This is a genomic window from Polynucleobacter sp. UK-FUSCHL-C3, from assembly GCF_040409815.1.
Lineage (GTDB): Bacteria > Pseudomonadota > Gammaproteobacteria > Burkholderiales > Burkholderiaceae > Polynucleobacter.
The window spans coordinates 1,549,844-1,573,480 of record NZ_CP099959.1 but is presented as its reverse complement, the minus strand read 5'-3'; the positions used below and the strand labels follow the sequence as shown (position 1 = coordinate 1,573,480).

The 23,637-nt window shown below is 45.5% G+C and carries 21 protein-coding genes, 1 tRNA gene and 1 pseudogene; 6 read left to right on the top strand and 17 right to left on the bottom strand.

All coding sequences use genetic code 11. The annotated features are described in order from the left end of the window. Positions 1-3 precede the first annotated feature (3 nt). From NKE59_RS07980 to NKE59_RS07970, 3 genes are all read right to left on the bottom strand, one after another. Positions 4-1,785, bottom strand: coding sequence for a glutamine--tRNA ligase/YqeY domain fusion protein (locus NKE59_RS07980; RefSeq protein ID WP_353438446.1), 1,782 nt, complete (start codon positions 1,783-1,785; stop codon positions 4-6). 118 nt (positions 1,786-1,903) lie between these two features. Then, on the bottom strand, positions 1,904-3,409 hold the full coding sequence (locus tag NKE59_RS07975) for a tripartite tricarboxylate transporter permease (RefSeq protein WP_353438445.1): 1,506 nt from the start codon (positions 3,407-3,409) through the stop codon (positions 1,904-1,906). Positions 3,410-3,429: 20 nt separating this feature from the next. After that, complete coding sequence (locus NKE59_RS07970) at positions 3,430-3,888, bottom strand: tripartite tricarboxylate transporter TctB family protein (RefSeq protein ID WP_353438444.1); 459 nt, start codon at positions 3,886-3,888, stop codon at positions 3,430-3,432. 138 nt (positions 3,889-4,026) lie between these two features. On the opposite strand from NKE59_RS07970, the gene alaS reads away from it, so the two are divergent. Next, complete coding sequence (gene alaS, locus NKE59_RS07965) at positions 4,027-6,654, top strand: alanine--tRNA ligase (RefSeq protein WP_353438443.1); 2,628 nt, start codon at positions 4,027-4,029, stop codon at positions 6,652-6,654. A gap of 57 nt (positions 6,655-6,711) precedes the next feature. After that, complete coding sequence (locus tag NKE59_RS07960) at positions 6,712-6,939, top strand: sulfurtransferase TusA family protein (protein ID WP_353439935.1); 228 nt, start codon at positions 6,712-6,714, stop codon at positions 6,937-6,939. An 8-nt stretch (positions 6,940-6,947) separates the two neighbouring features. Here the strand turns inward: NKE59_RS07960 and NKE59_RS07955 are convergent, their stop codons facing one another. Genes NKE59_RS07955 through NKE59_RS07945 form a run of 3 tightly spaced genes read right to left on the bottom strand, consistent with a single transcriptional unit; the run spans position 6,948 to position 9,616 of the window. Then, on the bottom strand, positions 6,948-8,060 hold the full coding sequence (locus NKE59_RS07955; protein WP_353438442.1) for a glycosyltransferase family 9 protein: 1,113 nt from the start codon (positions 8,058-8,060) through the stop codon (positions 6,948-6,950). Between the two features lie 3 nt (positions 8,061-8,063). Continuing rightward, positions 8,064-8,861: a glycosyltransferase family 2 protein gene (locus NKE59_RS07950; RefSeq protein WP_353438441.1), complete on the bottom strand. Its 798-nt coding sequence runs from the start codon at positions 8,859-8,861 to the stop codon at positions 8,064-8,066. Next, positions 8,858-9,616 carry a glycosyltransferase family 2 protein gene (locus NKE59_RS07945; protein WP_353438440.1) on the bottom strand — a complete coding sequence of 253 codons (759 nt, stop codon included), beginning with the start codon at positions 9,614-9,616 and terminating at the stop codon, positions 8,858-8,860. Before NKE59_RS07945 ends, NKE59_RS07950 begins: the two co-directional genes overlap by 4 nt. 10 nt (positions 9,617-9,626) lie before the next feature. Here NKE59_RS07945 and msbA point away from each other — a divergent pair, with 10 nt between their 5' ends. Then, the gene (gene msbA, locus NKE59_RS07940) at positions 9,627-11,390 is read left to right on the top strand and encodes a lipid A export permease/ATP-binding protein MsbA (protein ID WP_353438439.1); all 1,764 of its coding nucleotides are present in this window, start codon (positions 9,627-9,629) and stop codon (positions 11,388-11,390) included. 9 nt (positions 11,391-11,399) lie between these two features. Here the strand turns inward: msbA and rng are convergent, their stop codons facing one another. The 8 genes and pseudogenes from rng to NKE59_RS07900 form a co-directional block, all read right to left on the bottom strand. Continuing rightward, positions 11,400-12,863, bottom strand: a complete 1,464-nt coding sequence (gene rng, locus NKE59_RS07935) for a ribonuclease G (RefSeq protein WP_353438438.1) — start codon at positions 12,861-12,863, stop codon at positions 11,400-11,402. Beyond that, positions 12,841-13,512 (bottom strand): Maf family protein, encoded by a 672-nt coding sequence (locus tag NKE59_RS07930; RefSeq protein WP_353438437.1) that lies wholly within the window; start codon positions 13,510-13,512, stop codon positions 12,841-12,843. Before NKE59_RS07930 ends, rng begins: the two co-directional genes overlap by 23 nt. A gap of 12 nt (positions 13,513-13,524) precedes the next feature. Then, positions 13,525-13,968, bottom strand: a complete 444-nt coding sequence (gene rlmH / locus NKE59_RS07925) for a 23S rRNA (pseudouridine(1915)-N(3))-methyltransferase RlmH (RefSeq protein WP_353438436.1) — start codon at positions 13,966-13,968, stop codon at positions 13,525-13,527. Between the two features lie 6 nt (positions 13,969-13,974). Beyond that, a pseudogene (gene rsfS / locus NKE59_RS07920) lies at positions 13,975-14,361 on the bottom strand (ribosome silencing factor); the annotation flags it as partial. Between the two features lie 13 nt (positions 14,362-14,374). Next, entirely contained in the window at positions 14,375-15,073 is a 699-nt protein-coding gene (gene nadD / locus NKE59_RS07915; RefSeq protein ID WP_353438435.1) for a nicotinate (nicotinamide) nucleotide adenylyltransferase, read from the bottom strand. Positions 15,074-15,085: 12 nt separating this feature from the next. Continuing rightward, positions 15,086-16,015, bottom strand: coding sequence for an oxygen-dependent coproporphyrinogen oxidase (gene hemF, locus NKE59_RS07910; RefSeq protein ID WP_353438434.1), 930 nt, complete (start codon positions 16,013-16,015; stop codon positions 15,086-15,088). 9 nt (positions 16,016-16,024) lie between these two features. Next, entirely contained in the window at positions 16,025-17,296 is a 1,272-nt protein-coding gene (gene purD / locus NKE59_RS07905) for a phosphoribosylamine--glycine ligase (RefSeq protein ID WP_353438433.1), read from the bottom strand. A gap of 22 nt (positions 17,297-17,318) precedes the next feature. Beyond that, positions 17,319-18,038, bottom strand: coding sequence for a YebC/PmpR family DNA-binding transcriptional regulator (locus NKE59_RS07900; protein ID WP_353438432.1), 720 nt, complete (start codon positions 18,036-18,038; stop codon positions 17,319-17,321). A 139-nt stretch (positions 18,039-18,177) separates the two neighbouring features. Between NKE59_RS07900 and NKE59_RS07895 the strand changes: the two genes are divergently transcribed. From NKE59_RS07895 to NKE59_RS07885, 3 genes are all read left to right on the top strand, one after another. Continuing rightward, on the top strand, positions 18,178-19,164 hold the full coding sequence (locus tag NKE59_RS07895) for a quinone oxidoreductase (protein ID WP_353438431.1): 987 nt from the start codon (positions 18,178-18,180) through the stop codon (positions 19,162-19,164). A gap of 107 nt (positions 19,165-19,271) precedes the next feature. Continuing rightward, positions 19,272-19,356, top strand: a tRNA-Leu gene (locus NKE59_RS07890). An 85-nt stretch (positions 19,357-19,441) separates the two neighbouring features. After that, a complete protein-coding gene (locus NKE59_RS07885; protein ID WP_353438430.1) occupies positions 19,442-20,161 on the top strand; it encodes an FkbM family methyltransferase in 720 nt (239 codons plus the stop codon). Positions 20,162-20,357: 196 nt separating this feature from the next. On the opposite strand, the gene NKE59_RS07880 is transcribed toward NKE59_RS07885, so the two are convergent. From NKE59_RS07880 to lptF, 3 genes are read right to left on the bottom strand one after another with little or no spacing between them, the layout of a single operon-like run. Beyond that, positions 20,358-21,299: a CysB family HTH-type transcriptional regulator gene (locus tag NKE59_RS07880; protein ID WP_353438429.1), complete on the bottom strand. Its 942-nt coding sequence runs from the start codon at positions 21,297-21,299 to the stop codon at positions 20,358-20,360. 13 nt (positions 21,300-21,312) lie between these two features. Then, on the bottom strand, positions 21,313-22,467 hold the full coding sequence (gene lptG / locus NKE59_RS07875; RefSeq protein ID WP_353438428.1) for an LPS export ABC transporter permease LptG: 1,155 nt from the start codon (positions 22,465-22,467) through the stop codon (positions 21,313-21,315). Beyond that, the gene (gene lptF, locus NKE59_RS07870) at positions 22,464-23,579 is read right to left on the bottom strand and encodes an LPS export ABC transporter permease LptF (RefSeq protein WP_353438427.1); all 1,116 of its coding nucleotides are present in this window, start codon (positions 23,577-23,579) and stop codon (positions 22,464-22,466) included. Before lptF ends, lptG begins: the two co-directional genes overlap by 4 nt. Between the last annotated feature and the right edge of the window lie 58 nt (positions 23,580-23,637).

The following is a 23,637-nucleotide window of genomic DNA, read 5'->3' as shown; positions in this document are numbered from 1 at the left end:
TAATTATTTCCAGCTATCTTTTAGCCCAACGCTGCGATTAAAAACAAGCTGACCAGGTCGGCTATCTATTCGATCAGCAACAAAATAGCCATGCCGCTCAAACTGAAACTGTTCATCTGCTTTGCACGTGCTCATGCAGGGCTCTAGATAAGCTTGAATAACATCCTTTGATTGAGGATTGATAAAGTCTAAAAAGTTTTTATCGCCACTATCAGGGTGCGCATCTGTAAACAGATGATCGTAGAGGCGAACTTCTGCTGGCACCGCTTCATCTGTGCGTATCCAATGAATGTTGCCCTTTACCTTATAGTTATTAGAATCCGGCGTGCCACTTTTGCTATCGGGGAAGTAATTGGCATAAACCTCGACGACTTGATTGTTGGTGTCTAGTTTCATACCGATACACTCAATCACAAAGCCGTGTCTTAGGCGAAGTCGCCCACCTGCAATACCATCTTTGGGTGGGAATAAACGAAAGAATCCCTTTGCAGGATTAGTTTGGAAGTCATCAGCCTCAATCCAAAGCTCTCGACCAAAATGAAACTCCCGTTTACCTAATTCTGGATGGTGCGGATGGCGAGGAGCAGAGCACAATTCTTTCTGATCCTCAGGATAGTTCTGGATGATTAGTTTGAGCGGCTTGAGTACCGCAGTTGCGCGTGGCGCACGTACATCCAAATCATCCCGCAGGGCTTGTTCCAGGACGCTCATATCAATCCAGCTATCGGCTTTAGAGACGCCAATGCGTTCACAAAATAAGCGAATACTCTCTGGGGTATAGCCACGACGCCGAATCCCAACAATGGTTGGCATGCGAGGATCATCCCAACCATCCACCCGTTTTTCTTCAACAAGCTGCAATAGCTTGCGCTTACTGGTAATCGTGTAGGTCAGATTAAGACGGGCAAATTCGTATTGACGGGGAAGCGGACCCTTAAATACCCCAGCTTCTTTCAAGGCGTTTAAGACCCAATCATAGAGAGGGCGATTGTTTTCAAACTCTAGAGTGCAGATAGAGTGCGAGACGTTCTCAAGAGCATCGGAGATGCAGTGGGTGAAATCATACAAAGGATAAATACACCATTGATCCCCAGTGCGATGATGATGGGCATGGCGAATACGGTAGATCACAGGATCACGCATCACAATATTCGGATGCGTCATATCGATTTTGAGACGCAATACATGACTGCCATCCACAAACTCTCCAGCACGCATTTTTTGGAAGAGGGCTAGATTTTCTGAGGGCGGGCGATCTCGATACGGGCTATTTTTACCAGGGGTAGCAAAGTTTCCACGATTCATATGAATCTCATCCGCACTTTGACTATCAACATATGCCTTACCATGCTCAATCAATATCTCTGCAAACTTATATAAGTTCTCAAAATAATCACTGGCGTAATACAAATGCTCTTGACCCCCATGATTCCAGTCAAAGCCCAGCCAGCGGACAGCATCCAAAATGCTATCAACATACTCAACATCCTCTTTGGTGGGATTCGTATCGTCAAGACGCATATGGCACCGTCCACCTGAAGCAAGGGTGTTGTAATCCCTTGCCAAACCGTAGTTCAGACAAATGCTTTTGGCATGGCCAATGTGTAAATAACCATTGGGCTCAGGAGGGAAGCGCGTGATGACAGCAGGCAAAGGCTTACCGGCCTGATCCACTCGGCTGAGATATGTTCCCTTAGCTAAATCATGGTCAATGATCTGGCGTAGAAAATTAGATAGCTCAGAAGGCTGATTGGATCCGGTCGATTTGGCATTATCAGAAGACATCTTGCTATTGTAGATAAGACTGGCTGTAATGACCTAAGTGCTACCCAAACCGAAGCCTTGCCTTAAACAATAATGCCCGCTAGTAGCGGGCATTATTCAAAGCGGTAGATATTGCCAATTACAGCTCTTCAGTAAATACCTCTTGTCGACTTTTCTTGATGGCTGGTAGAGCCACAATTACCACTAAAAAGGCTGCTGCTAGCAGCAGACCCAAAGACAGTGGGCGCGTGAGGAAGGTTGTGAAATCGCCCCTGGATAAGAGTAGAGCACGACGGAAGTTTTCTTCCATCATTGGACCCAATACAAATCCTAACAAGAGGGGTGCCGGCTCGCAACCAAACTTGAAGAACATATAACCAATTACACCAAACCCAGCAGTGATAAAGACATCGAAGATGGAGTTGTTAACGGTATAGACGCCAATACAACAGAACACCAAAATTGCTGGATAAAGTAAGCGATACGGAATCTTCAGTAACTTCACCCAAATACCAATTAAAGGCAAATTCAAGAGGATGAGCATGATGTTGCCAATCCACATTGAGGCAATCAGGCCCCAGAACAAAGCAGGATTGCTGGTCATTACTTGCGGACCTGGCTGAATGTTATGAATGGTCATTGCACCCACCATCAAAGCCATCACTGCATTTGGCGGAATGCCGAGGGTCAGCAATGGAATAAATGAGGTTTGAGCTGCTGCATTATTAGCGCTTTCTGGACCGGCAACACCCTCAATTGCCCCCTTGCCGAACTCCTCCGAGTGCTTGGAGGATTTTTTCTCAACCGTGTAGGCGCCAAACGCTGCCAGGGCCGCGCCACCGCCAGGCAAAATTCCAAGGATCGATCCAATGGTAGTACCTCGCAAAATAGAGGGGATCATTCGTTTCACATCTACCCAAGTTGGAATAAGCGTAGTTACTTTATTGAGGAAGGACTCTCCAGTTCCCTTTTTCTCAAGGTTGAGCATGATCTCAGCAAAGCCAAATACACCCATGGCCACTGACACGAAACCAATTCCGTCGGTTAGCTGAGGTATGTCAAAGGAGTACCTAGCAACACCCGAGTTCACATCGGTACCAACAAGACCAAGTAGCAGGCCAAGCAAAATCATTCCAATCGCTTTGATGAGGGAGCCTGATGCCAGTACAACCGCACCAATCAGACCCAATACCATCAAGGAAAAATATTCTGCAGGACCAAACTTAAATGCAACCTCTGCGAGAGGAGCTGCAAAGCCAGCCAAGATCAATGTGGCAACGCAACCCGCAAAGAATGACCCCATACCAGCGGTAAAGAGGGCAACGCCACCACGTCCCCGTTTAGCCATCTGATAACCATCAATTGCAGTTACAACCGATGAGGTCTCTCCAGGAATATTAAGTAAGATTGCGGTAGTTGAGCCTCCGTATTGGGAGCCATAGTAAATACCTGCCAACATAATCAGAGCAGCGATCGGGGGCAGTGCGTAGGTTGCCGGCAAAAGCATGGCAATTGTTGCAATGGGACCAAGACCAGGTAGGACACCGATTAATGTGCCTAATACGCAACCGATAAAACAGTACATCAGGTTTTGTAGGGTGAAAGCGGTTTCAAAACCCAGAGAAAGATTATTTAGTAATTCCATTTGATGATCCGTTCTGCGGGTTAATTGAGAAACGTTGGAAATAATGGAAATTGCAGATTCAAACCCTGAACAAATGCAAGGTAGGTGAAGGTCACTAAAAATAGGGCATTCAAGGCAGTCCCCTTCCAGCTGAACTCATGACTTGCGCTTGCGGATATGAAGACTAAGATGATGACCGACAATAAAAACCCAAGGGTTGGCAATAAAATGCCGTACAAGGCAACTGATCCAGAAATCCAGATCATAATCCGCCAATCCCACTTTCCAATCGACTCCTCAGTATTTTTAGAGGACATGGATTTAATAAGAATGTAAAAACCCAAGGCAGTGAGAATGGCGCCAAGCCAAAAAGGAAAGTAGCCAGGCCCCATTTTTGCAGCCGTACCCATTTTGTAGTTCAGAGCATTGAGAGCAAAGAAAAGGCCAAAGGCCATGTACATGATCCCGGCACCGAAATCTTTCTTATTGCGGATGTTCAAAATCTAGCTCCTTATTTTTGCCAATTAGGCACGACTATATGTAGTAACTGTTTTTAGTCGATTTGTGATTGTAAGGGAATGATCCGAGGCAAGCTTAAGGGTTTGCCCTAATTCTGTGCCAATGCGATAATTATTGGGATGAAAGTCTCTGATATACGCCAAGCCTACCTCGATTATTTCGCCTCCAAGGGTCACCAAATCGTGGCATCCAGCCCCGTTGTTCCCGGGGATGACCCCACCCTTTTGTTTACCAATGCCGGCATGAACCAATTCAAGGATGTCTTTCTTGGCTTTGACAAGCGCCCTTATCAGCGAGCCACGAGCTCCCAAAAATGCATCCGCGCCGGCGGTAAGCACAATGATCTAGACAATGTTGGTTATACCGCTAGGCACCATACCTTTTTTGAGATGCTGGGCAATTTTTCGTTCGGAGATTATTTCAAGCAAGATGCGATTCAATATGCTTGGGAGTTATTAACCGAAGTTTTTAAACTCCCAAAAGATAAATTGTGGGTAACGGTCTACGCCGAGGATGATGAAGCGTACGACATTTGGTTCAAGCAAATCGGAGTTCCCAAAGAACGAATTGTGCGAATTGGGGATAACAAAGGCTCGCGTTATGCATCGGATAACTTTTGGATGATGGGCGATACAGGCCCCTGTGGTCCTTGTACCGAAATTTTCTATGACCATGGCGCCGAGATCCCTGGAGGACCTCCAGGAAGCCCTGATGAGGATGGAGATCGTTTCATTGAGGTTTGGAATAACGTCTTCATGCAATTTAATCGTGATGAAGCGGGTGAAATGCATCTTTTACCAAAACCCAGCGTAGATACGGGTATGGGTCTTGAGCGAATTGCTGCGGTCTTGCAGCATGTTCACTCTAATTATGAGATTGATCTCTTTATTCATCTCTTGCAAGCAGCCAAGCAGGCAGTCGATGATGCGGGGGCAAAAAACTGTGACCCTGATAGCCCTTCGCTCAAAGTGATTGCAGATCATATTCGGGCTTGCAGTTTTGTTGTGGTTGACGGTGTGATTCCCGGAAATGCGGGTAGGGGTTATGTGCTTCGCCGTATTGCACGACGCGCGATACGCCACGGTTATAAATTAGGCGCTCGTCAACCTTTCTTCCATAAGCTTGTACCCGCATTAGTCGCCGAAATGGGTGATGCTTACCCTGAATTGCGTCAAGCACAAACTAAGGTGATGGATGTTCTCAAGCAAGAGGAAGAGCGCTTCTTCCAAACAATCTCTAATGGGATGGAGATCTTAGAAGGCGCACTAGCAAAGGGCGCTAAGGTCTTGGATGGCGATACTGCATTTCGTTTGCATGACACCTTTGGATTTCCATTGGATTTAACCGCAGATGTTTGTCGGGAGCGCTCAGTCAGTGTTGACTCGAATGGTTTTGAGATCGCGATGCAAAAGCAACGCGATCAAGCTCGAGCCGCGGGTAAGTTCAAGATGGCCCAAGGCCTTGAGTACCATGGAGAAGCTACTCAGTTTCATGGCTATGACAGTTTGCAGGTGCAAGATGCACGGGTCACTGCGCTCTATCGAGATGGCAGTCCTGTAGATCATATTAAACCTGGCGAGAGTGCAGTCGTAGTCATTAATCAAACCCCTTTCTATGCAGAATCCGGTGGGCAAGTTGGCGATCAGGGTGAGTTACGAAGCGATCGAGCGCAATTTATCGTAGCCGATACCTTTAAGATTCAGGCCGATGTATTTGGTCACCAGGGCGAGTTACAAGAAGGTGAATTAAAGGTCGGCGATATTGTTCAGGCCCGAGTCGATGGCAGCATCCGCGTAAAAACGGTACGTAACCACAGCGCAACCCATCTCTTGCATAAAGCCTTGCGCGAGGTCTTGGGTGATCATGTGCAACAGAAGGGTTCCCTCGTCGATGCTGACAAAACTCGTTTTGATTTCACACATACTGCGCCACTCTCGAAGGCAGAAATAAATCGGATCGAGCAAATCGTTAATCAAGAGATTTTGGCAAATACCGCTAGTTCAGCGACTGTGATGGCCATCGAGGATGCACAAAAAACAGGTGCGATGATGCTATTTGGTGAGAAGTATGGTGAACGAGTTCGAGTATTAGAAATTGGCTCTTCTAAAGAGTTATGCGGTGGCACACACGTCCAGCGTACGGGTGATATTGGTAGCTTTAAAATTGTTTCAGAAAGCGGCGTTGCAGCCGGCATTAGACGGCTTGAGGCGGTCACTGGTTCGAACGTCCTGGATTTTCTGCAAACCTTAGAGTCCCGCATCAATGAAGCCACGCAGATTCTGAAAGCGGCTCCTCATGAGCTAGCACCCCGTGTGACACAGTTGCAAGACAATATCCGACAATTGGAACGTGAACTGGAGCGCGTGAGCTCTAAGCTAGCCGCTAGTCAAGGTGATGATCTATTAAGTAAAGCGAGCGATCATGGTGGGCTCAAAGTATTAGCCGCTCAGTTAGATACAGCAGACGCCAAAGTATTACGCGAGACTATGGATACTTTAAAAACAAAACTGAAGTCTGCTGTAATCGTTTTGGCATCTGTGCAAGATGGTAAGGTAAGCTTAATTGCTGGGGTCACCAGTGATGTAAGTAATCGGATTAAAGCAGGTGATTTGGTGAACTTTGTTGCTCAACAGGTAGGCGGCAAAGGTGGCGGCAAGCCTGAGATGGCCATGGCTGGAGGAACAGATCCTTCTGGTCTTGCCAAGGCCCTAGCTGGGGTCGATGCTTGGGTAGCCGAGCGAGTCTAGGCGCAAATCGCTAAAATAAGAAGATATGAGGAGAATGTAATGAGTGAAGTGAGCTCCATCCAAGTCCATCGCGAGGTTGATGCCATCGGCATGAACTGCCCCCTGCCTATTTTACGTACGAAGAAGACCTTAGCCGAGATGCAATCAGGCGAGGTTCTTAAACTAAAGGCAACTGATTCTGGTGCTAGCCATGACATCCCGGCCTTCTGTAAACAAACGGGTAACGAGCTTCTCGCCACCGATAATGAGGGTGATGCGATGATCTTTTACGTAAAGCGTCGTTAATTAGTACCTTACCTTTGAAGCATTCTTTGAACTGCTTCGATCACTTGATTTGGTTTTAGTAAATCAAGACATTCGCTCCTACTGTCTGATTTGTCTTCACAGCCGGCTTTGCGGCACGGTACACAATCCCCGGGACCTTGAAGGATGCAAACGTTATTAACTATTTGCATCCGCGCTCTAATTTGATAAGGCTTTTGTCCAACAAAACCATTAGGCCATGGGCCAAAGTTTGTTGGGGGGGTTGCCCCAAATAAAACAATCGTAGGGGTTTCACAGGCGGCTGATAAATGACTGACCGATGTATCAACCCCGATATAAAGGGTCGCTCCTTTTAAGAGAGTGACCGCTTGAGGAAGACTTAAACGACCTTCTGTATTAATAAGGGAGCCACGTATGTTTATGTCGAGTAAGGACAAAATATCTTTGTTTAGCTCTAAGTCCTGCCGAGCTGGTGAAGAGCTCAAAATAATCTGATTACCATCATTAACTAAATGGGTGATCAGTTCTTGCCAATACGATAGCGGCCAACGTTTATAGGCATTGAGAGGCCCTGGGTGCAAAACAATGTAGGGTTGCCGTATCTGGCTTTGAATGAGAGGAGTTAAGGTTTGTGCTTTAGGGGGTGTTACTGAGATTGGGTGGGCAAATAAATCAAGACCCTTGTCTTGGTAGAAGGGCTCCAGTAACCTTAATTTTTCTACAATGACATGTTGATGAAAGTAATCCACTGGAACCCAGTGCATAGAAATGGCGCGCTTCCAAGCACTATTTTTTTTACTTCGGGGTGTGTCCTCAACCACCACACCCACTCGTCGTAAGGCAGCCAGCGAACCAAAGAAGTAGGAGCGATCACTTGGTTGGGTGATGATAGCTAGGTCATAGCGCTGGAAGAGTTGATTAAAGAGTTTCAGATACTCCCATAAGTTTGGGCGCTCTGGGGTCTCAATCAGCTCATGAATATCAGGATTACCTTTGAGCATATCAAGCTTGCCCCGATATCCCAGAAAATCAAATTGGGCATTGGGCCAAATGGCGCGAGCTGAACTAATCAATGGGGTTGTTACTAAGACATCTCCAATCTGCCGAGTGGCAATGAATAAAACGCGGGCAGGATCTTTCATAACCTATTGAAATTGACCGGCTCGCATAAGCCGGACCTTTTCGAGAATTCGTTTTGTACTTTCATCGTTATTTGATTGATCTCGAACTTTATGAAATAGATGAATGACTTCAGTTGACCATGAGCCAGACTTCCTTATTATTCCTTTATTTTCAAGGCGAAAAATGAAATCAGCATCTTCGTGACCCCATCCAATTAGTGTTTCATCAAATCCTTTAATGGCCAGGGCGTCCTCTTTCCAGCACGCCATATTGCATCCTTTAATGCGACGCCAGAAGAATTTTTTGTAATTTCTCCATTTACCGTTACCAAATTTAATGAATAAAGGAAGAAATTTATTTATAGACCCTTGAATACGTAAAAAGAAGGAATTTTTTTGTAATCTGGAGAAGTCTATATATCCTTCAGTGAGTATTTCTTGGGTAAATTTCTGGTTAAGCAATATTCTGCTTCCTGTGACTAAATACCCCTTTTGTGCCAGAGATAAATGTCTCTGAAGATAGTCGGGCTGAACTACGCAGTCTCCATCTAAAAAAATTAAGTACTGACCATTCGCACTATTAATAGCGCGATTTCCGATGATTGTCTTGCGGCAACCTATATCTTCATGCCAAAGATGCGTAATTTTGATAGGGAATTCTTGAATATACTTTTGAATGAGATTACGAGTTTCTTCTTTTGACCCATCATCAGCAATCAAAATCTCAAAATCTCTAAAGGATTGATTCTTTAAGGATTGAAGACAAAGACCCAAGGCCGCTGGCCAATTGTAGGTCGCCACTATGACAGAAATTTGAGTCATTCTTTTGATTTCTTGATTAGACGCCAAAGTTTAATGTACCTTAGGTAGGAGCCTTTTGCATTGGCTATAGCCAATGAAAATCCTTGGGGACCATCTAAAAATCCAGCTCTTATTACATAAGTGCGAATAAATGACCAAGTGCCATGCAATATAGCCTTAAGAGGACTTGCTGTTTTACCCTTAGCGAATGCTTGTTGAGCAGATGCGGTGGAATATCGCTGCATTTTTTCTTGTACCTGAGCTTGGTTCATAAAGCTATAGTGAAGCATCTGATTCTTTAACTTCATAACAGAATCATGCGGGATTAGGCGCTCATGAACTAAATCGTTTGAGAAGCGTGCACTACCTCTCTTAAATAGTCGGTCTACATAATCCGGGGTCCAACCCGAGTGACGCATAAAGCGCCCACAATACCAAGATAGTCTTGGAATGGCATAGCAATTCGCTTGGGGTTTCTCAAGCACACCCTTAATCTCCAGCCTGAGCTCGGGGGTGAGGCGCTCATCGGCATCTAGGGAGAGCACCCAGTCACCGGTGGCAAGGTCTAAAGCCCGATTCTTTTGAGGCCCAAATCCTGGCCAATCAGCCGGCGTATCGACCAAAGCGCCGTATTTTTGGGCAATCGCTAGAGTGCGATCCGTGCTTTGTGTATCCACGACCACAATTTGGTCGGCAAGCCCGTCTAGCGAGGCTAGGCAGTCCTCGAGATTGGCTTCTTCATTCCGAGTTATGAGTATGGCTGATAAGGTGGGCATAATTCATTATATGAATGCTTCAGACCGTCAAGCCCTAAACAGATTAATTGGGTATCTACGCCCCCATATCCGCCTCATCATTGGGTCCTTACTCGCTATGGCGATAGTCGCTGCCTCAGAGACCTCTATTCCGGCCCTAATGAAGCCTCTTTTGGATCGTGGCTTTACTGGAGAGATGAACGATAAGCTCTGGCTGGTCCCGGTATTTTTAGTTGGCTTGGCTTTTATTCGGAGTGGAGCACAGTTTCTGTCTAACTATCTACTGACCAAGGTTATTAGTAATATCTTGCTTAAATTACGGGAGCAGATGTTCACTCGGCTATTACGAGCAAAGACCGAGTACTACCAGAAGACTTCAGCGTCTAACTTGATTAATGCGGTTGTGTTTGAGGTAAACAACGTCCTCTCCATTATGGGTGGCATGCTCATTAGTCTTGTAAGAGATTTATTGACCGTCATTGGTTTGATGGGTTATTTGTTTTATCTCAATTGGCGTCTTACTTTAGTGGTATTAATTATTTTTCCGATCATTGCCTTTGTGATGAGCAAGATCAATAAGCGCTTACGCGGCTTAAATCGTCAGCAACAAAGCATGACCAGTGAGCTTGCCTATATAGTCGAGGAGGCAGCATCTGGCCATAAGATTGTTAAGGTGCATGGCGGAGAAGATTACGAGATGCAACGTTTTATGGATAAGGCAGATCGTCTACGTCAGTTCACCCTAAAAGCTGCCGTGGCTGGAGGGCTCAATCAGCCCATTACCCAGTTAATTGCGTCAATGGCCCTATCTTTGGTTTTGGTGATTGCGATTATGCAATCAGCCACGCAGGGTTTTACTGTAGGAGGTTTCGCAGCTTTTATTACCGCGATGCTCTTAATCATTTCACCACTAAAACATCTTGCTGATATTAATCAACCTTTGCAACGTGGCTTAACTGCAGCAGAGATGATTTTTCAATTGATTGATCAGCCAATTGAAGAAGACATGAGTCAGTCAAAGCTCAAACGATTAGATAAGGCCAAAGGAGAAATCCGGTTTGAGAACCTATCCTTTTCCTATGACCAAGAAGAGGGTCGTAAAGATGCTCTTCGAAATGTCAATCTTGATATCAAGTCAGGCGAGGTGATTGCCTTCGTAGGACCCTCTGGAGGGGGTAAATCAACCCTAGTGAATTTATTGCCACGTTTTTTTAAACCTAAGGCGGGCCGCATCCTACTTGATCAAGTTCCGATTGAGGAAATTCTGTTGGCTGATTTACGTAAGCAAATCGCCTTTGTAAGTCAGGACGTCATTTTGTTTAATGACACCATTGCAGCCAATGTGGCATATGGCTCAAGTGTTGAGGGGATTGATCGCGGTCGTGTCATCGAATCTTTAGAGGCGGCTAATTTAACAGGACTATTAACGGAACTGCCCAATGGCATCGATACCTTGGTTGGGGATAACGGTAATCGCTTATCGGGGGGGCAGCGCCAACGCTTAGCGATTGCAAGGGCCATTTATAAGGACGCGCCCATCCTCATACTCGATGAGGCAACCTCTGCACTGGATTCTGAGTCGGAGCGGCAGGTACAAGAAGCACTTGATCGTTTAATGGCAGGGCGTACAACCTTGGTGATTGCACACCGTTTATCAACCATTGAGCATGCCGATCGGATTGCGGTCTTGGATCATGGTGAGATTGTGGAATATGGCCCTCACCAAGAATTGATGGCCAAAAATGGCCTATATGCTGGTTTACATCGCTTGCAGTTTAGTGAAGCAAATTCTTAAGACTGCTCACTAGTTAAGAACAATATCGTATTGTTCTTGTTTGAAGCCAGCCTCTGCTTGAAGCCTAATTGGCTTCTGAACAAAATCCCCCAGCATCGCTAGAAATTGGTTCTCTTCTTCTAAAAATAGATCAATTACATCGGGTGATGCCACAATCCGAAATTCTTTCGGATTGAATTGTCGATGCTCCCTCACAATCTCTCGTAAGATTTCGTAACAGACTGTTTGGGGTGTCTTTATCTCACCCTTACCAGTACACGAGGCACAAGGTTCACACAAAATATGGGATAAAGATTCACGGGTGCGTTTACGGGTCATCTCGATGAGACCCAGTGATGAGAAGTCATTCACATTTGTGCGCACATGATCTCTAGCAAGGTTTTTCTTAAGCTCATTGAGAACAGCCTCCTGATGATCGGTCTGGCTCATGTCAATGAAATCAATAATGATGATGCCCCCAAGATTGCGTAAGCGTAGTTGGCGTGCAATCGCTTGAGCTGCTTCTAAGTTAGTCTTGAAAACCGTATCGTCCAAATTACGAGCACCCACAAAGCTACCAGTGTTAACGTCAATCGTGGTCATGGACTCTGTTTGGTCAATCATAAGATAGCCGCCGGATTTAAGGTCTACGCGCCTTCCAAGCGCCTTACTGATCTCAGATTCAATATCAAATAGATCAAAGAGGGCTCGCTCACCCCGATATAAAACTAATTTATTGTTTAGTTGTGGGGTAAATGTTTGGGCAAATTGGCCTAAGCGCTCAAAGTTCTCGGCAGAGTCTACGCGGATTTGAGTAGTTTCAGGACCAGCCATATCGCGGAGAACCCTTTTGGCAAGACTTAAATCTTGATGCAATAGAGTAGGAGCAGCTTTTTCTTTCGATGCCTGTAAAATTCCTTGCCATGTGGTGCGTAGGTACTTGAGGTCAGCAATCAGAGTTTCATCGCTAGCAAGCCCAGCGCTCGTTCGCACAATAATATCGCCGCTTTCATCAGCAGGGATTAGATTCTTTAACCTATTTTTTAAGGCCTCGCGCTCTTCAGGCATTTCAATTTTTTGGGAGATGCCGATATGGATTTCAGTCCCAACTGCACGATGATCGTGCGGTAAATAGACCAAATTGCGCCCCGCAATGCTAATTTGGCGAGTAAGCCGAGCACCTTTGGTACCCAAGGGATCTTTTAGAACCTGCACTAGCAGGGTCTGCCCCTCGAATAGGATTCGCTCGATTTGCCCTCCTGCATGATGATCTCCCAAGTCATTGAAATGAATAAATGCTGCACGATCTAATCCAATATCAATGAAGGCAGATTGCATACCAGGCAATACTCGCACTACTTTAGCTAGGTAAATATTACTAACGATCCCCCGTTGCCGAGTGCGCTCAATATGCAGTTCTTGGACCGCATTTTGTTCGATGATCGCAACCCGAGTTTCTTGGGGGGTGATATTAATTAGGATCTCTTGGCTCATATGAGTTCAAACCAAAATGCACATGGGCTTGTCTTAAAAGTTTTGCGGTCTCATAAAGGGGAAGCCCCATGATACCGCTATAACTGCCCTGGATTGTTTTAATAAAGGAGGCGGCAATTCCTTGGATACCATAGGATCCTGCTTTGCCAAAGGCTTCACCGCTATGTACGTAAGACTCGATCGTTGCAGTATCAAGCACTGCGAACTCAACCTGAGATTTTTGAACTAGGCAGATAGCAGGAGAGTGGATATCGATAGTAATGGCTATAGCGCTATACACATCATGGCTTTTACCACTCAGTTGATGAAGCATTTGGGTGGCGTGAGCGGCATCTGTTGGCTTACCTAAAATTTCAGTATCGAGAGATCCGGGCAGGCTCACTGTGGTGTCTGCACACAAAATTGGCGCCCAAGTAAATTGCGGATTATTTTGTTGTAGTGCTTGCCAGCGATCTAAAGCCGCTTCACTTTTTGCGATTGTGACTCGTTGAACATAGTCAATAGCTTTCTCATGGGCTAGGGGTATTTCTAGAGATTCTGGATTCTCATTACGGCTGGGTAGAAGTAATTTAAAGTGAACCCCAATTTGTGCCAGTAACTCTTGGCGACGGGGGCTTTGCGAGGCCAGATAAATGAAGTCGTATTTCATCGAATTAATCTCTTATTCTCGATGGTAGGGGTGACCTTGTAAGATTGTCCAAGCGCGATAGAGTTGTTCGATTAGAACCAGCCGTGCAAAAGCATGGGGAAGGGTAAGACTAGAGAGTCGCCAGATAGGCATCTCTTTGGTTTTAAAGCTAGCATCTAGCCCATTAGCTCCGCCAATTAAAAAGACAATGTCTTTGCCAACCTCCCGCCATTGTTTTAATTGCCCAGCAAGGTCTTGGGTGCTTAGATCTTTTCCATGTTCATCTAGAGCAATTACTAGAGTATTTTTGGGGATCGCTGCAAGGATTTTGACCGCCTCTTTACTAGGGCTGATATCTGGCTTCAATTCCTTTAGATCCACCGCACAATCTGGCGGCATCCGTTTGCTGTATTCTTGGTAGGCCACGCTGACCCAATCAGGCATTTTATGACCTACTGCAATAATCAGTAAACGCATGTGCTAGTCGTCTTCTGACTCTTCGCTTGCTTTGACGAGTTTTTTGGGACCACTTAACTTCACGCGCACGGGTTTATCGCCCCAGATACCTTCGAGTTGATAGTAGGAGCGTAGCATCGGTTGCAAAATATGCACTACGATATCGCCGCAATCAACGAGGACCCATTCACCGGTTTCTAGACCTTCGATAGAGATAACCTCACCCCCCTTGTCTTTAACACTTTCCTTGACTGAGAAAGCGAGCGAGCGTGTTTGGCGATTGCTACTTCCAGTTGCGATCACAACCCGATCAAATAGCTCGCTGAGTTTGCTGGTGTCATACACACGGATGTCTTGTGCTTTGACGTCCTCAAGAGCATCAATGATGGTGCGTTGTAATTTACGAATATCCATATTTACCGCCATCTTACCTTGTTGACTGGTAAAGACCCTTTTTGAGGATGAGAGCATGTATAGATTTAGGGAGCCATTCTTGAATGCGATTAGCGGTATTGTTAGATGAAAGTAAAGGACGCAGGCTGCTTGAGGCAAGATCAATCGACAGTTGCTCATCTAGATAAATTAACCCAGAGGCTTTAGAACAAAGATCATGGGCTAACTTAGTTTGATGATCTAAATAGTAAGCTTGAAGAGGTGGATGATCTATTAGTTGTTTCTGAATCGAGTAGGGTGGCCGGCTAGCAACCGCCAAATGAATGTATCGACTAAGGTCTCGCCAATCGTTCCAGGTATAGAGTTGCAGGAAACTATCTGCACCCATTAACCAAATTAGGGAGACATCAGGACCAAATTTTTGGCGTAGCTCTTTGGCGCTATCAATCGTATAGCTCGGGCCACCGCGATCAATTTCCATCGAATCTACCATCACCTTAGTGTCGATATTCTTTGCTTGCAACTCTTCCTTAAGCACATCCGCTGCTGCAATTGTCATGTCAAGCCGGTCTTTTGGAGGGGTAATATGAGCCCCCTTTTGCCAAGGCTCGCCACTGGGAAGCCAGAAGAGCTCATCTAATTGAAGGGTTCCAGAAAAATGCTCTGCTAGGCGGATATGACCCCAATGTGGTGGATCAAAGGTTCCACCTAGTATGCCAATGACTTTGTTCAAGAGGTTCTCATCTTAAGGCTCGGAGAGCCAATCGCGGGGCTTGAGGTAGCGCTCATACAAGCGTGCCTCAGGTGTCCCGGCTTGAGGTTGCCAGTTATATTTCCAGGTGACTACGGGTGGCATTGACATCAAAATCGATTCAGAACGACCTCCTGACTGCAAACCAAAAATGGTGCCACGGTCAAAGATTAGGTTGTATTCCACATAACGACCGCGACGATATTCCTGAAAATCACGCTCCGCTTGGGTATAGGGCTCTTGATAGCGACGCTCTAGAATCGGTAAGTAGGCCTTGATCAAAGAGTCGCCAACCGATCGCATCATCGCAAAACTTTTCTCGAACCCTAGTTCGTTAAAGTCATCAAAGAATATTCCGCCAATACCGCGGGGTTCATCGCGGTGTTTGAGATAGAAGTACTCATCGCACCATTTCTTAAAACGAGGGTACAGACCAGCGCCAAATGGGTCGAGAGCATCTTTGGCTGTTTGATGAAAATGTTTACAGTCTTCGTCCACGCCATAGTAGGGAGTCAGATCAAAACCGCCACCAAACCACCAAACTGGTTCTTGATTCGGAGCTTGGGCAATAAAGCAACGAACATTCATATGGGTGGTTGGTGCCTTTGGGTTGCGCGGATGAAACACTAAAGAGACGCCCATTGCCTCAAAGGTTCGACCTGCAATCTCAGGACGATTTTGGGTGGCAGTAGGAGGTAATTGATTACCGCTGACGTGAGAGAACCCAACACCGCCTTTTTCAAGAACATTACCATTCTCTAAAATACAGGAGTGACCGAACCCTTGTAATTTACTGTCCTTTGGCTTTTCCCAAGAATCTTTTACAAATGATTTTCCATCCAACGCAGTAATTGCTGTCGTAATGCGATCTTGTAGACCTAGTAAATAGTCTTTTACTGCTTGCGTATCAACACTCGTTGCCATATCTAATCCTTACTTAATGGCTCGAAAGCCAATATCGTTACGGTATTGCATGCCGTCAAAATGAATTTGTTTGATCGCAGAATACGCTTTTTGTTGGGCTGCCTTAACGGTATCGGCCAGGCCTACGACGCAAAGTACTCGACCTCCGGAGGTGATTAGATTACCATCCTGTAATTTGGTACCCGCATGAAAAACAATTTGGTCATCTGTGGGATTGGGAATACCCTGAATGACATCACCGGTTCTCGGCGTATCTGGATACTGGTGGGCCGCCATCACAACCCCTAGTGCTATCCGACGATCCCATTTCAGTTCAACCTCATCGAGCTTTCCGTCAATCGCTTTATCAAGAGTATCTACCAAGTCACTCTCGAGGCGCGCCATGATAGGTTGGGTTTCTGGATCTCCCATGCGACAGTTGAACTCCAAGGTCTTAATCTGGCCATCTGGGTTAATCATCAGACCAGCATATAAAAATCCGGTATAGGGAATGCCATCGGCTTTCATGCCAAGCACAGTCGACAAGATTACCTCGCGCATAGCGCGTGCATGTATCTCAGGGGTCACCACGGGCGCGGGCGAGTATGCCCCCATGCCACCCGTATTAGGACCTTCGTCACTATCACGCAAACGTTTGTGATCTTGACTAGTGGCAAGTGGCACCACATTTTTACCATCGACAAGAACAATAAAGCTGGCTTCCTCACCAAGTAAGAACTCTTCAATTACAACGCGCGCACCAGCATTACCTAATTTATTATCTGAGAGCATCATGTCGACAGCTGTATGCGCCTCTGGCAAGCTCATGGCTACCACGACCCCTTTACCGGCAGCCAAGCCATCCGCCTTAATCACAATGGGAGCGCCTTTTTGCTCAATGTAGGCGTGAGCTTCGTTTGCATTGGAAAAGGTTTGATAGTCTGCCGTTGGAATACCATGCCGTTTCATGAAAGCTTTTGAGAAATCTTTGGAGGACTCCAATTGGGCCGCTAATTGCGTGGGTCCAAAAATACGGAGGCCGTAATTACGAAATACATCCACAATTCCAGCGGCAAGGGGAGCCTCCGGGCCCACAACAGTCAACGCAATTTGTTCACGTTTTGCAAAATCTGCCAGATCCTGTATATCGGTGATGGGGAGGTTCTCAATCCCTTCCTGTTTTTGGTTTGCAGTACCGCCATTGCCAGGTGCGACAAATACTTTTTGAACACGGGGGGAGCGAGCCATTTTCCAGGCAAGTGCGTGCTCTCGACCGCCAGAACCGATTAACAAGATTTTCATAAGTTGATCTTCTATTTAAATATTAAGTATTAGCATTTGTATAAACCGATTGCACATCATCGAGGTTTTCAAGAGCATCTAAGAGTTTTTGCATCGCCTCACTTTGATTGGCATCAAGATCAACATCCGTCTCGGGACGCATTGAGACCTCAGCAAGTTCGGGCTTTAGCCCAGCGCTTTCGAGTATTTCGCGAATCTTAGTAAATTCAAAGGGTGCAGTTGTCACTTCCAAAGAGCCATCGGCATGCGTAATAACATCGTCTGCTCCAGCATCGAGTGCCAGCTCTAATAACAGTTCTTCATTGGTACCTGGAGCAAATAGGAGTTGGCCACAGTGCTTAAATAAAAAAGCTACCGATCCTTCGGCTCCCATATTGCCACCGTGTTTAGAAAATGCATGCCGTACTTCGGCAACCGTACGGGTTCGGTTATCGGTCATACAGTCCACGATCACCGCTGCTCCATTGATGCCATAACCTTCATAACGTATCTCTTCATAATTAACCCCGTCTAAGGTTCCAGTACCGCGAGAGATTGCCCTTTGCACATTGTCATTAGGCATGTTGGCGTCCTTGGCCTTATCAACCGCAAGGCGCAGGCGTGGGTTTGCATTCAGATCTCCGCCGCTGAGACGGGCAGCCACGGTAATCTCCTTAATGAGCTTGGTCCATACCTTGCCACGTTTTTCATCCTGACGACCTTTACGGTGCTGTATATTGGCCCATTTTGAATGACCCGCCATGGTGGCAATCCTTATCTGATATTGAGTTAATTTCTACTTAGAATCCTAATTTTAGGCAAAATAGCGGTCTGACTTGGAAATACCAGTTAAATCGTCTACAGCATTTGATTTAAAACAATAACAATTGGGAGCAAATAGCATGTCTGCAATCACCACTAAAGCAATCCGAATTGATGAGGTTGGACCCCCCGAGGTCATGAAGTATGTGGATGTCACCTTAGGTGATCCCGGCCCTGGTGAGGTCTTGGTTCAGCAAAAAGCCTGTGGCTTGAACTACATCGATATCTACTTCCGTTCTGGTTACTATCCTCAGCCATTGCCTGGCGGGATTGGGATGGAGGCCTCCGGAATCGTTGAGAAAGTCGGCGATGGCGTACAGCATGTAAAGGTGGGTGATCGTGTGGCGTACGCTGGAAGACCAACCGGTGCCTACGCGCAGGCGCGCATCATGCCCGCTGACATTGTTGTCAAACTTCCTGAGGCGATTTCATTTGAGACCGGTGCCGGCATGATGCTACAAGGGCTTACCGTTCAGTATCTCCTTAACGATACCTATAAGGTTCAAAAGGGCGACACAGTTTTATTCCATGCGATTGCCGGAGGAGTTGGTTTGATTGCCCTGCAATGGCTTAAGGCGATTGGTGCTACCGTGATTGGCACTGTGGGTAGTGAAGATAAGGCAGCGCTTGCCAAATCATTTGGTTGTGACCATGTCATTCTGTACCGCGAGGAAGATTTTGTAAAACGTGTTAAAGAGATTACCAATGGCAAGGGAGTGCCCGTTGCATATGATGCGGTGGGTAAAGATACCTTTATGAAGACCCTAGATTGTGTTTCGCCACGGGGTATGGCTGTTACGTTTGGTAATGCCTCGGGTTCTATCCCGCCCCTTGATCTCAGTCTTTTGTCGAGCAAGGGATCCTTAAAGGTAACCCGGCCAACACTTATGACCTATGCGCTCAATAGAAGTTTATTAGAGCCGATGTCAGTGGATCTGTTTGATCGCGTTATTAAAGGACAAATCAAGATTGAGATTAAGCAAAAGTATGCTCTAGCCGATGCAGTTCAAGCGCATCGCGATCTTGAAGGGCGAAAGACCACAGGGACAACCATCCTTATTCCCTAGAAGGCTGTAGAGCTTGCTCAGAAGTGTTTTTATGTAAAGAGGGGTGAGATTGGTTTAAAATCAACCTCTTTAGAGATCTTGTCATTCATTTGCAGGAAAATTTAATTGCCTCGGTGATGGAATTGGTAGACGTGCCGGACTCAAAATCCGGTGCCGCAAGGCGTGTCGGTTCGAGTCCGACCCGAGGCACCAAATAACTTACACATAACGCCTAGCGTTGACCCGAGACCATAGAAGCATAAAACTAAATATTGTTTAACTATAATTTTTAAATTTTATGCAACCAATAGATTTTAAGACGAAAGTCATCGATAGCTTTAAGAATTCCCCGATAAACGAGCTCGGTCTAGTTAGAGAGTTCTTTGGTAATAAAAAAAATGGTTTCTATGTTGATATTGGTGCGAACGACCCAGCTCATGAGTCCCAAACATTTCATCTTGATAACATGGGTTGGGATGGCCTGCTGGTAGAACCACATCCCCGCTATCAATTTTTGCTTAAAGAAAAGCGAACGGGAAAGATTATTCCATATGCTTGTTCAAATCCTGAAAATCAGAATAAAACCTTGGAGCTTATAGATAATCACCTCCATTCAACCCTCGAACTAGATTGGTTTGAATCTAGGAATAAAGATAGTAAGGCTAAAACTATAAATGTTATTTGTAAAACATTAGACTCTATCCTGAAGGAAAATGAAGTCCAGCCTGGGTTTGAATTTATTTCAATAGATATTGAAGGACACGAAATGGAAATGTTGAAAGGTTTCAATATTTCCAAATGGCGTCCTCAGTTAATTCTTATGGAAGACCATGTTTTGAGTCATCAAAAACATAATCATATGGTTGCTGGCGGATATAAGCTAATAATGAGGACGGGTTTAAATAGTTGGTATGTACCTAAATCTTCAGGTTTTCGGCTTACCCTTAGTGCTAAATTTTCATTTTTTAGAAAATTCTGGCTTGGCATTATTGGAAGAAAAATTAAATATAGTATTTAATTGGAGGTTAAGAACAGATTTTTAATAAAATCACATGCTCTCAGGGACTAATTTATTTATACACAACGCTCTTTAAGGTAACTGGGGCACTAATTTGCTCCATGGTAAGTTGGTTGGTGATTATGTAGATTGCCCAAAGAGTTCTCAAATAACTCAATGGTTTATATTTAAGCTGCCAGCCCGATCTAGGCGCCAATTAAATTTGATAGTCGCTGGATTCGCTTGCCATTGCCTGCTCCACAATTTTGCGAGTCAAGGTTGGCGAGAAGAGCTCAATGAAGGTGAAGATAAAAGAGCGCAGGTAAGCACCTTTTTTAATACCGATGTGAGTGACATTGGTCCCAAAAATATGCCCCACTGAAATTGATTTCAGTAGACGATCTCGTTCGGGATCTAGTGCCACCCCAGCCACAATACCTACCCCCATACCATTTTCAACATAAGTCTTGATCACATCGGCATCAATTGCTTCTAAGATGATGTCGGGAGTGAGGTTGCGTTGCCCAAAAGCCGCATCAATTTTGCTGCGTCCTGAAAATGCCTTGGCATAGGTAATGATGGGGTACTTTGCCAAGGTCTCTAGGGTAATGGATTCATGATTGAGGAGTGGGTGACCAGAAGGCACGACTACTGCGTGCTGCCACTGATAACTCGGTAGTGCAAGCACGCCAGAGGTATTAGCAAGACCCTCGGTAGCAATTGCTAGATCGGCGCGATCCTCAAGCAACATTTGGGCTATTTGACTAGGATTGCCTTGCTGAATGCTCACGCGGACCTTTGGAAAGCGTTTCGTGAACTCACTTAAGACTTTGGGTAGAGCGTAGCGGGCCTGCGTATGGGTGGTAGCAATCACAAAGCTACCTTGATCTTGATTTGCAAAATCTTTACCGACTCGCTTAAGTGTTTCAGTTTCTTCTAAGATGCGTTCAATCGAAAGCAAGATGCGCTTACCGGGTTCTGTAAGAGCACGTATACGTTTACCATGACGTCGAAAGATCTCAACCCCTAGTTCATCCTCTAACTCGATGATCGCCTTGGATACACCGGGTTGAGAGGTAAAGAGCGCCTTCGCTGCTGAGGTCAGGTTAAAGTTCTGACGCACGACCTCGCGAACAAAGCGGAGTTGATGAAGGTTCATAAATCAGGACAGGTTATGCGCGCGCCACCCACTTGAGGGCGATGATTGCTAAGACTAAGTAAATAAGAGGTGGAAGGATAGCAGTCAGGAGCGCAGGTAGTGATCCCAATAAACCAATGCTCGAAAACAATGTATTAAAAAGTTGAAAGCTCATCCCCAGCATGATGCCACCGAAGACTTTGATACCCACGCTACCTGCGCGGACCTTCATAAAGGCAAATGGAAGAGCCAATGCCAGCATCACAAAAATAATAAATGGATAAATAACTTTTTTCCAAAAGGCAATTGCATGCCTTTGCATATCTTGCTTATTATCTTGTAGGTGAAGAATAAAACGCCCCAGGCTGACAATCGACATTTTTTCAGGGCTAATTAATAGAACATTCAGAATTTGAGGAGTCACCTGCGACTCCAGACTTAGCTTCGGAAGTATTTTGGTTTGTGCTGTGTAGACCGCATCCAAGGGCTCACTACTGCGCTTTTCGGTGAAACGAGTTTCTGAGACATCATTGAGTTCCCAGATGCCCCGATTATCAAAGCGGCCAGAGGCTGCGCTCCGTATCGATAGAAGACGATAGTTTGTATTAAATTCATACATTCGGATTTGTCGGATTTGGTCATTCTGATCAATAGCGCCCACATTGACATAACGAACGCCTGCTCGAATTGGGCCGGTACCATCACTATCTCTCAGTTGGTCTTTTACCCAAACCCCAGATCGAAACTGAGAACTAAAGGTGGAGCCCAATGCCTTCATCCGGACTCGCTCAGATAGAGATTCAGCATAGGGTCCGAGAACTTCACTAATGAGTAGGGTGAACACTACGATTGGAAGCGAAATTTTTCCGAGGGTAAGTAGACTGCGTTTGATATCCAAACCCGCAACCCGAAAGATGGTGAACTCGGATTGGCTAGCCATCATGGCAAAAACATAAATACTGCCAATGAGGCCTGCGATTGGAATAATTTCAACCATCCTGCTAGGGGCTTTTAATAAAACATGAAGCAGTGCTAGAGGGAGAGTGTATTTTGCGTTGACAGAGCCAAGCTCACTTAGAACATCGAAGAATAGAAAGAGAGCGACAAGAGCAAAAAGGATAAAACCAAAGCTGGCATAAATCTGCTTTGCAAAGTACCGCTCATAGATTTTGGGAAACAGCCAACTCATTTTGATTGAAATATCCAGGGTAGTTGGCGTTGCCACCATTTCAGGGATGGGTTAACGCGGTTACGAATTAATACATAGGCCAGTAAAAAGGCAATCAAGTGGATTGGCCAAAGCCCAACAAAAAATTCAAGGCGACCCTGCGAGACGTAATTTTGAGTGAGATTTAATAAATTACTGTAGATCAAATACACCAACACGGCATAGAACATGGCGGTGTAATTACCAAGACGTGGGTTGACGTATGCCAAGGGAATAGCAATTAATACTAAGCCTAAGGCCATGAATGGCAAGCCAATTCGCCATAAGAGCTCCCCAAGATTAGCACGCTTGATATTGGGGTCAACTTCGTTAATGAGCTCAAGAATATTTTTCTCTCGGTCTCTCGGTGGCGGAGCGGCAACTTCTTTGCCACGTATTTTGGTTTCGTACTCTTCAAACTCTAAGATTCTGAAATTAGCTTGCGTAGGCTGACCTTCATAGCGCCTCCCCTTCAGTAAAACAATGCTCTTATCACCATTTGGAGCATTCTCAATGAAGCCAGTGGCTGCTACTGCCACACTCAATTTCTGATTGCGGGTATCGGCGACAAAAATATTCTTAACCTCACCCTTGTCGACATCTAGGCTTTCAATAAAAAATATTCTCTCCGCTTTGGCTGATTCTTTAAACTGACCCGCGGTTACCATTGATACGTCATCGCGTTGTTGAAAGCGCTGACTAATAATGCTGGATTCACGATTGGCCCACGGCCAGACTACGGCTGCCAGAATAGCAATGATGATAATTAGTGGAATCGCAAAACGTAAGATCGGGCCAATTAAATTTGTGATGCTTAATCCACTTGTGAACCAAACAATCATTTCCGAGTCTTTATACCAACGAACCAAAACAATTAAGACTGCAATAAAAAGGGAAACGGTTAGCAGAATTGCAAAGTAGCCTAGAGTTGCAAGGGCAATTAGAACGAGGGCATCCTCAGGGTTCACTACCCCGTTAGCGGCAAAACCTAGAATACGAATTACCAAGGTGGTGATCATGATCGTAACGAGTACCAAAAATACGGCACCCGTGGTCATGCTAAGTTCGCGGCGGAGGGCTTGTTCAAAAATCATGTCTTAAATAGTGTATTTGGGCAGGGTCAATTCGCTCGGTGGATAATGTAAGAAATAA

What these genes read in the sequence shown, in the direction of transcription:
- NKE59_RS07930 (WP_353438437.1), bottom strand. Translation starts at nt 13,512, where the DNA reads ATGAAATACGACTTCATTTATCTGGCCTCGCAAAGCCCCCGTCGCCAA.
- NKE59_RS07975 (WP_353438445.1), bottom strand. Translation starts at nt 3,409, where the DNA reads ATGGAATTACTAAATAATCTTTCTCTGGGTTTTGAAACCGCTTTCACC.
- NKE59_RS07945 (WP_353438440.1), bottom strand. Translation starts at nt 9,616, where the DNA reads ATGCCCACCTTATCAGCCATACTCATAACTCGGAATGAAGAAGCCAAT.
- NKE59_RS07950 (WP_353438441.1), bottom strand. Translation starts at nt 8,861, where the DNA reads ATGACTCAAATTTCTGTCATAGTGGCGACCTACAATTGGCCAGCGGCC.
- purD (WP_353438433.1), bottom strand. Translation starts at nt 17,296, where the DNA reads ATGAAAATCTTGTTAATCGGTTCTGGCGGTCGAGAGCACGCACTTGCC.
- rlmH (WP_353438436.1), bottom strand. Translation starts at nt 13,968, where the DNA reads ATGCGTTTACTGATTATTGCAGTAGGTCATAAAATGCCTGATTGGGTC.
- NKE59_RS07955 (WP_353438442.1), bottom strand. Translation starts at nt 8,060, where the DNA reads ATGAAAGATCCTGCCCGCGTTTTATTCATTGCCACTCGGCAGATTGGA.
- NKE59_RS07895 (WP_353438431.1), top strand. Translation starts at nt 18,178, where the DNA reads ATGTCTGCAATCACCACTAAAGCAATCCGAATTGATGAGGTTGGACCC.
- alaS (WP_353438443.1), top strand. Translation starts at nt 4,027, where the DNA reads ATGAAAGTCTCTGATATACGCCAAGCCTACCTCGATTATTTCGCCTCC.
- msbA (WP_353438439.1), top strand. Translation starts at nt 9,627, where the DNA reads ATGAATGCTTCAGACCGTCAAGCCCTAAACAGATTAATTGGGTATCTA.
- NKE59_RS07880 (WP_353438429.1), bottom strand. Translation starts at nt 21,299, where the DNA reads ATGAACCTTCATCAACTCCGCTTTGTTCGCGAGGTCGTGCGTCAGAAC.
- NKE59_RS07980 (WP_353438446.1), bottom strand. Translation starts at nt 1,785, where the DNA reads ATGTCTTCTGATAATGCCAAATCGACCGGATCCAATCAGCCTTCTGAG.
- lptG (WP_353438428.1), bottom strand. Translation starts at nt 22,467, where the DNA reads ATGAGTTGGCTGTTTCCCAAAATCTATGAGCGGTACTTTGCAAAGCAG.
- rng (WP_353438438.1), bottom strand. Translation starts at nt 12,863, where the DNA reads ATGAGCCAAGAGATCCTAATTAATATCACCCCCCAAGAAACTCGGGTT.
- hemF (WP_353438434.1), bottom strand. Translation starts at nt 16,015, where the DNA reads ATGGCAACGAGTGTTGATACGCAAGCAGTAAAAGACTATTTACTAGGT.
- lptF (WP_353438427.1), bottom strand. Translation starts at nt 23,579, where the DNA reads ATGATTTTTGAACAAGCCCTCCGCCGCGAACTTAGCATGACCACGGGT.
- NKE59_RS07885 (WP_353438430.1), top strand. Translation starts at nt 19,442, where the DNA reads ATGCAACCAATAGATTTTAAGACGAAAGTCATCGATAGCTTTAAGAAT.
- NKE59_RS07900 (WP_353438432.1), bottom strand. Translation starts at nt 18,038, where the DNA reads ATGGCGGGTCATTCAAAATGGGCCAATATACAGCACCGTAAAGGTCGT.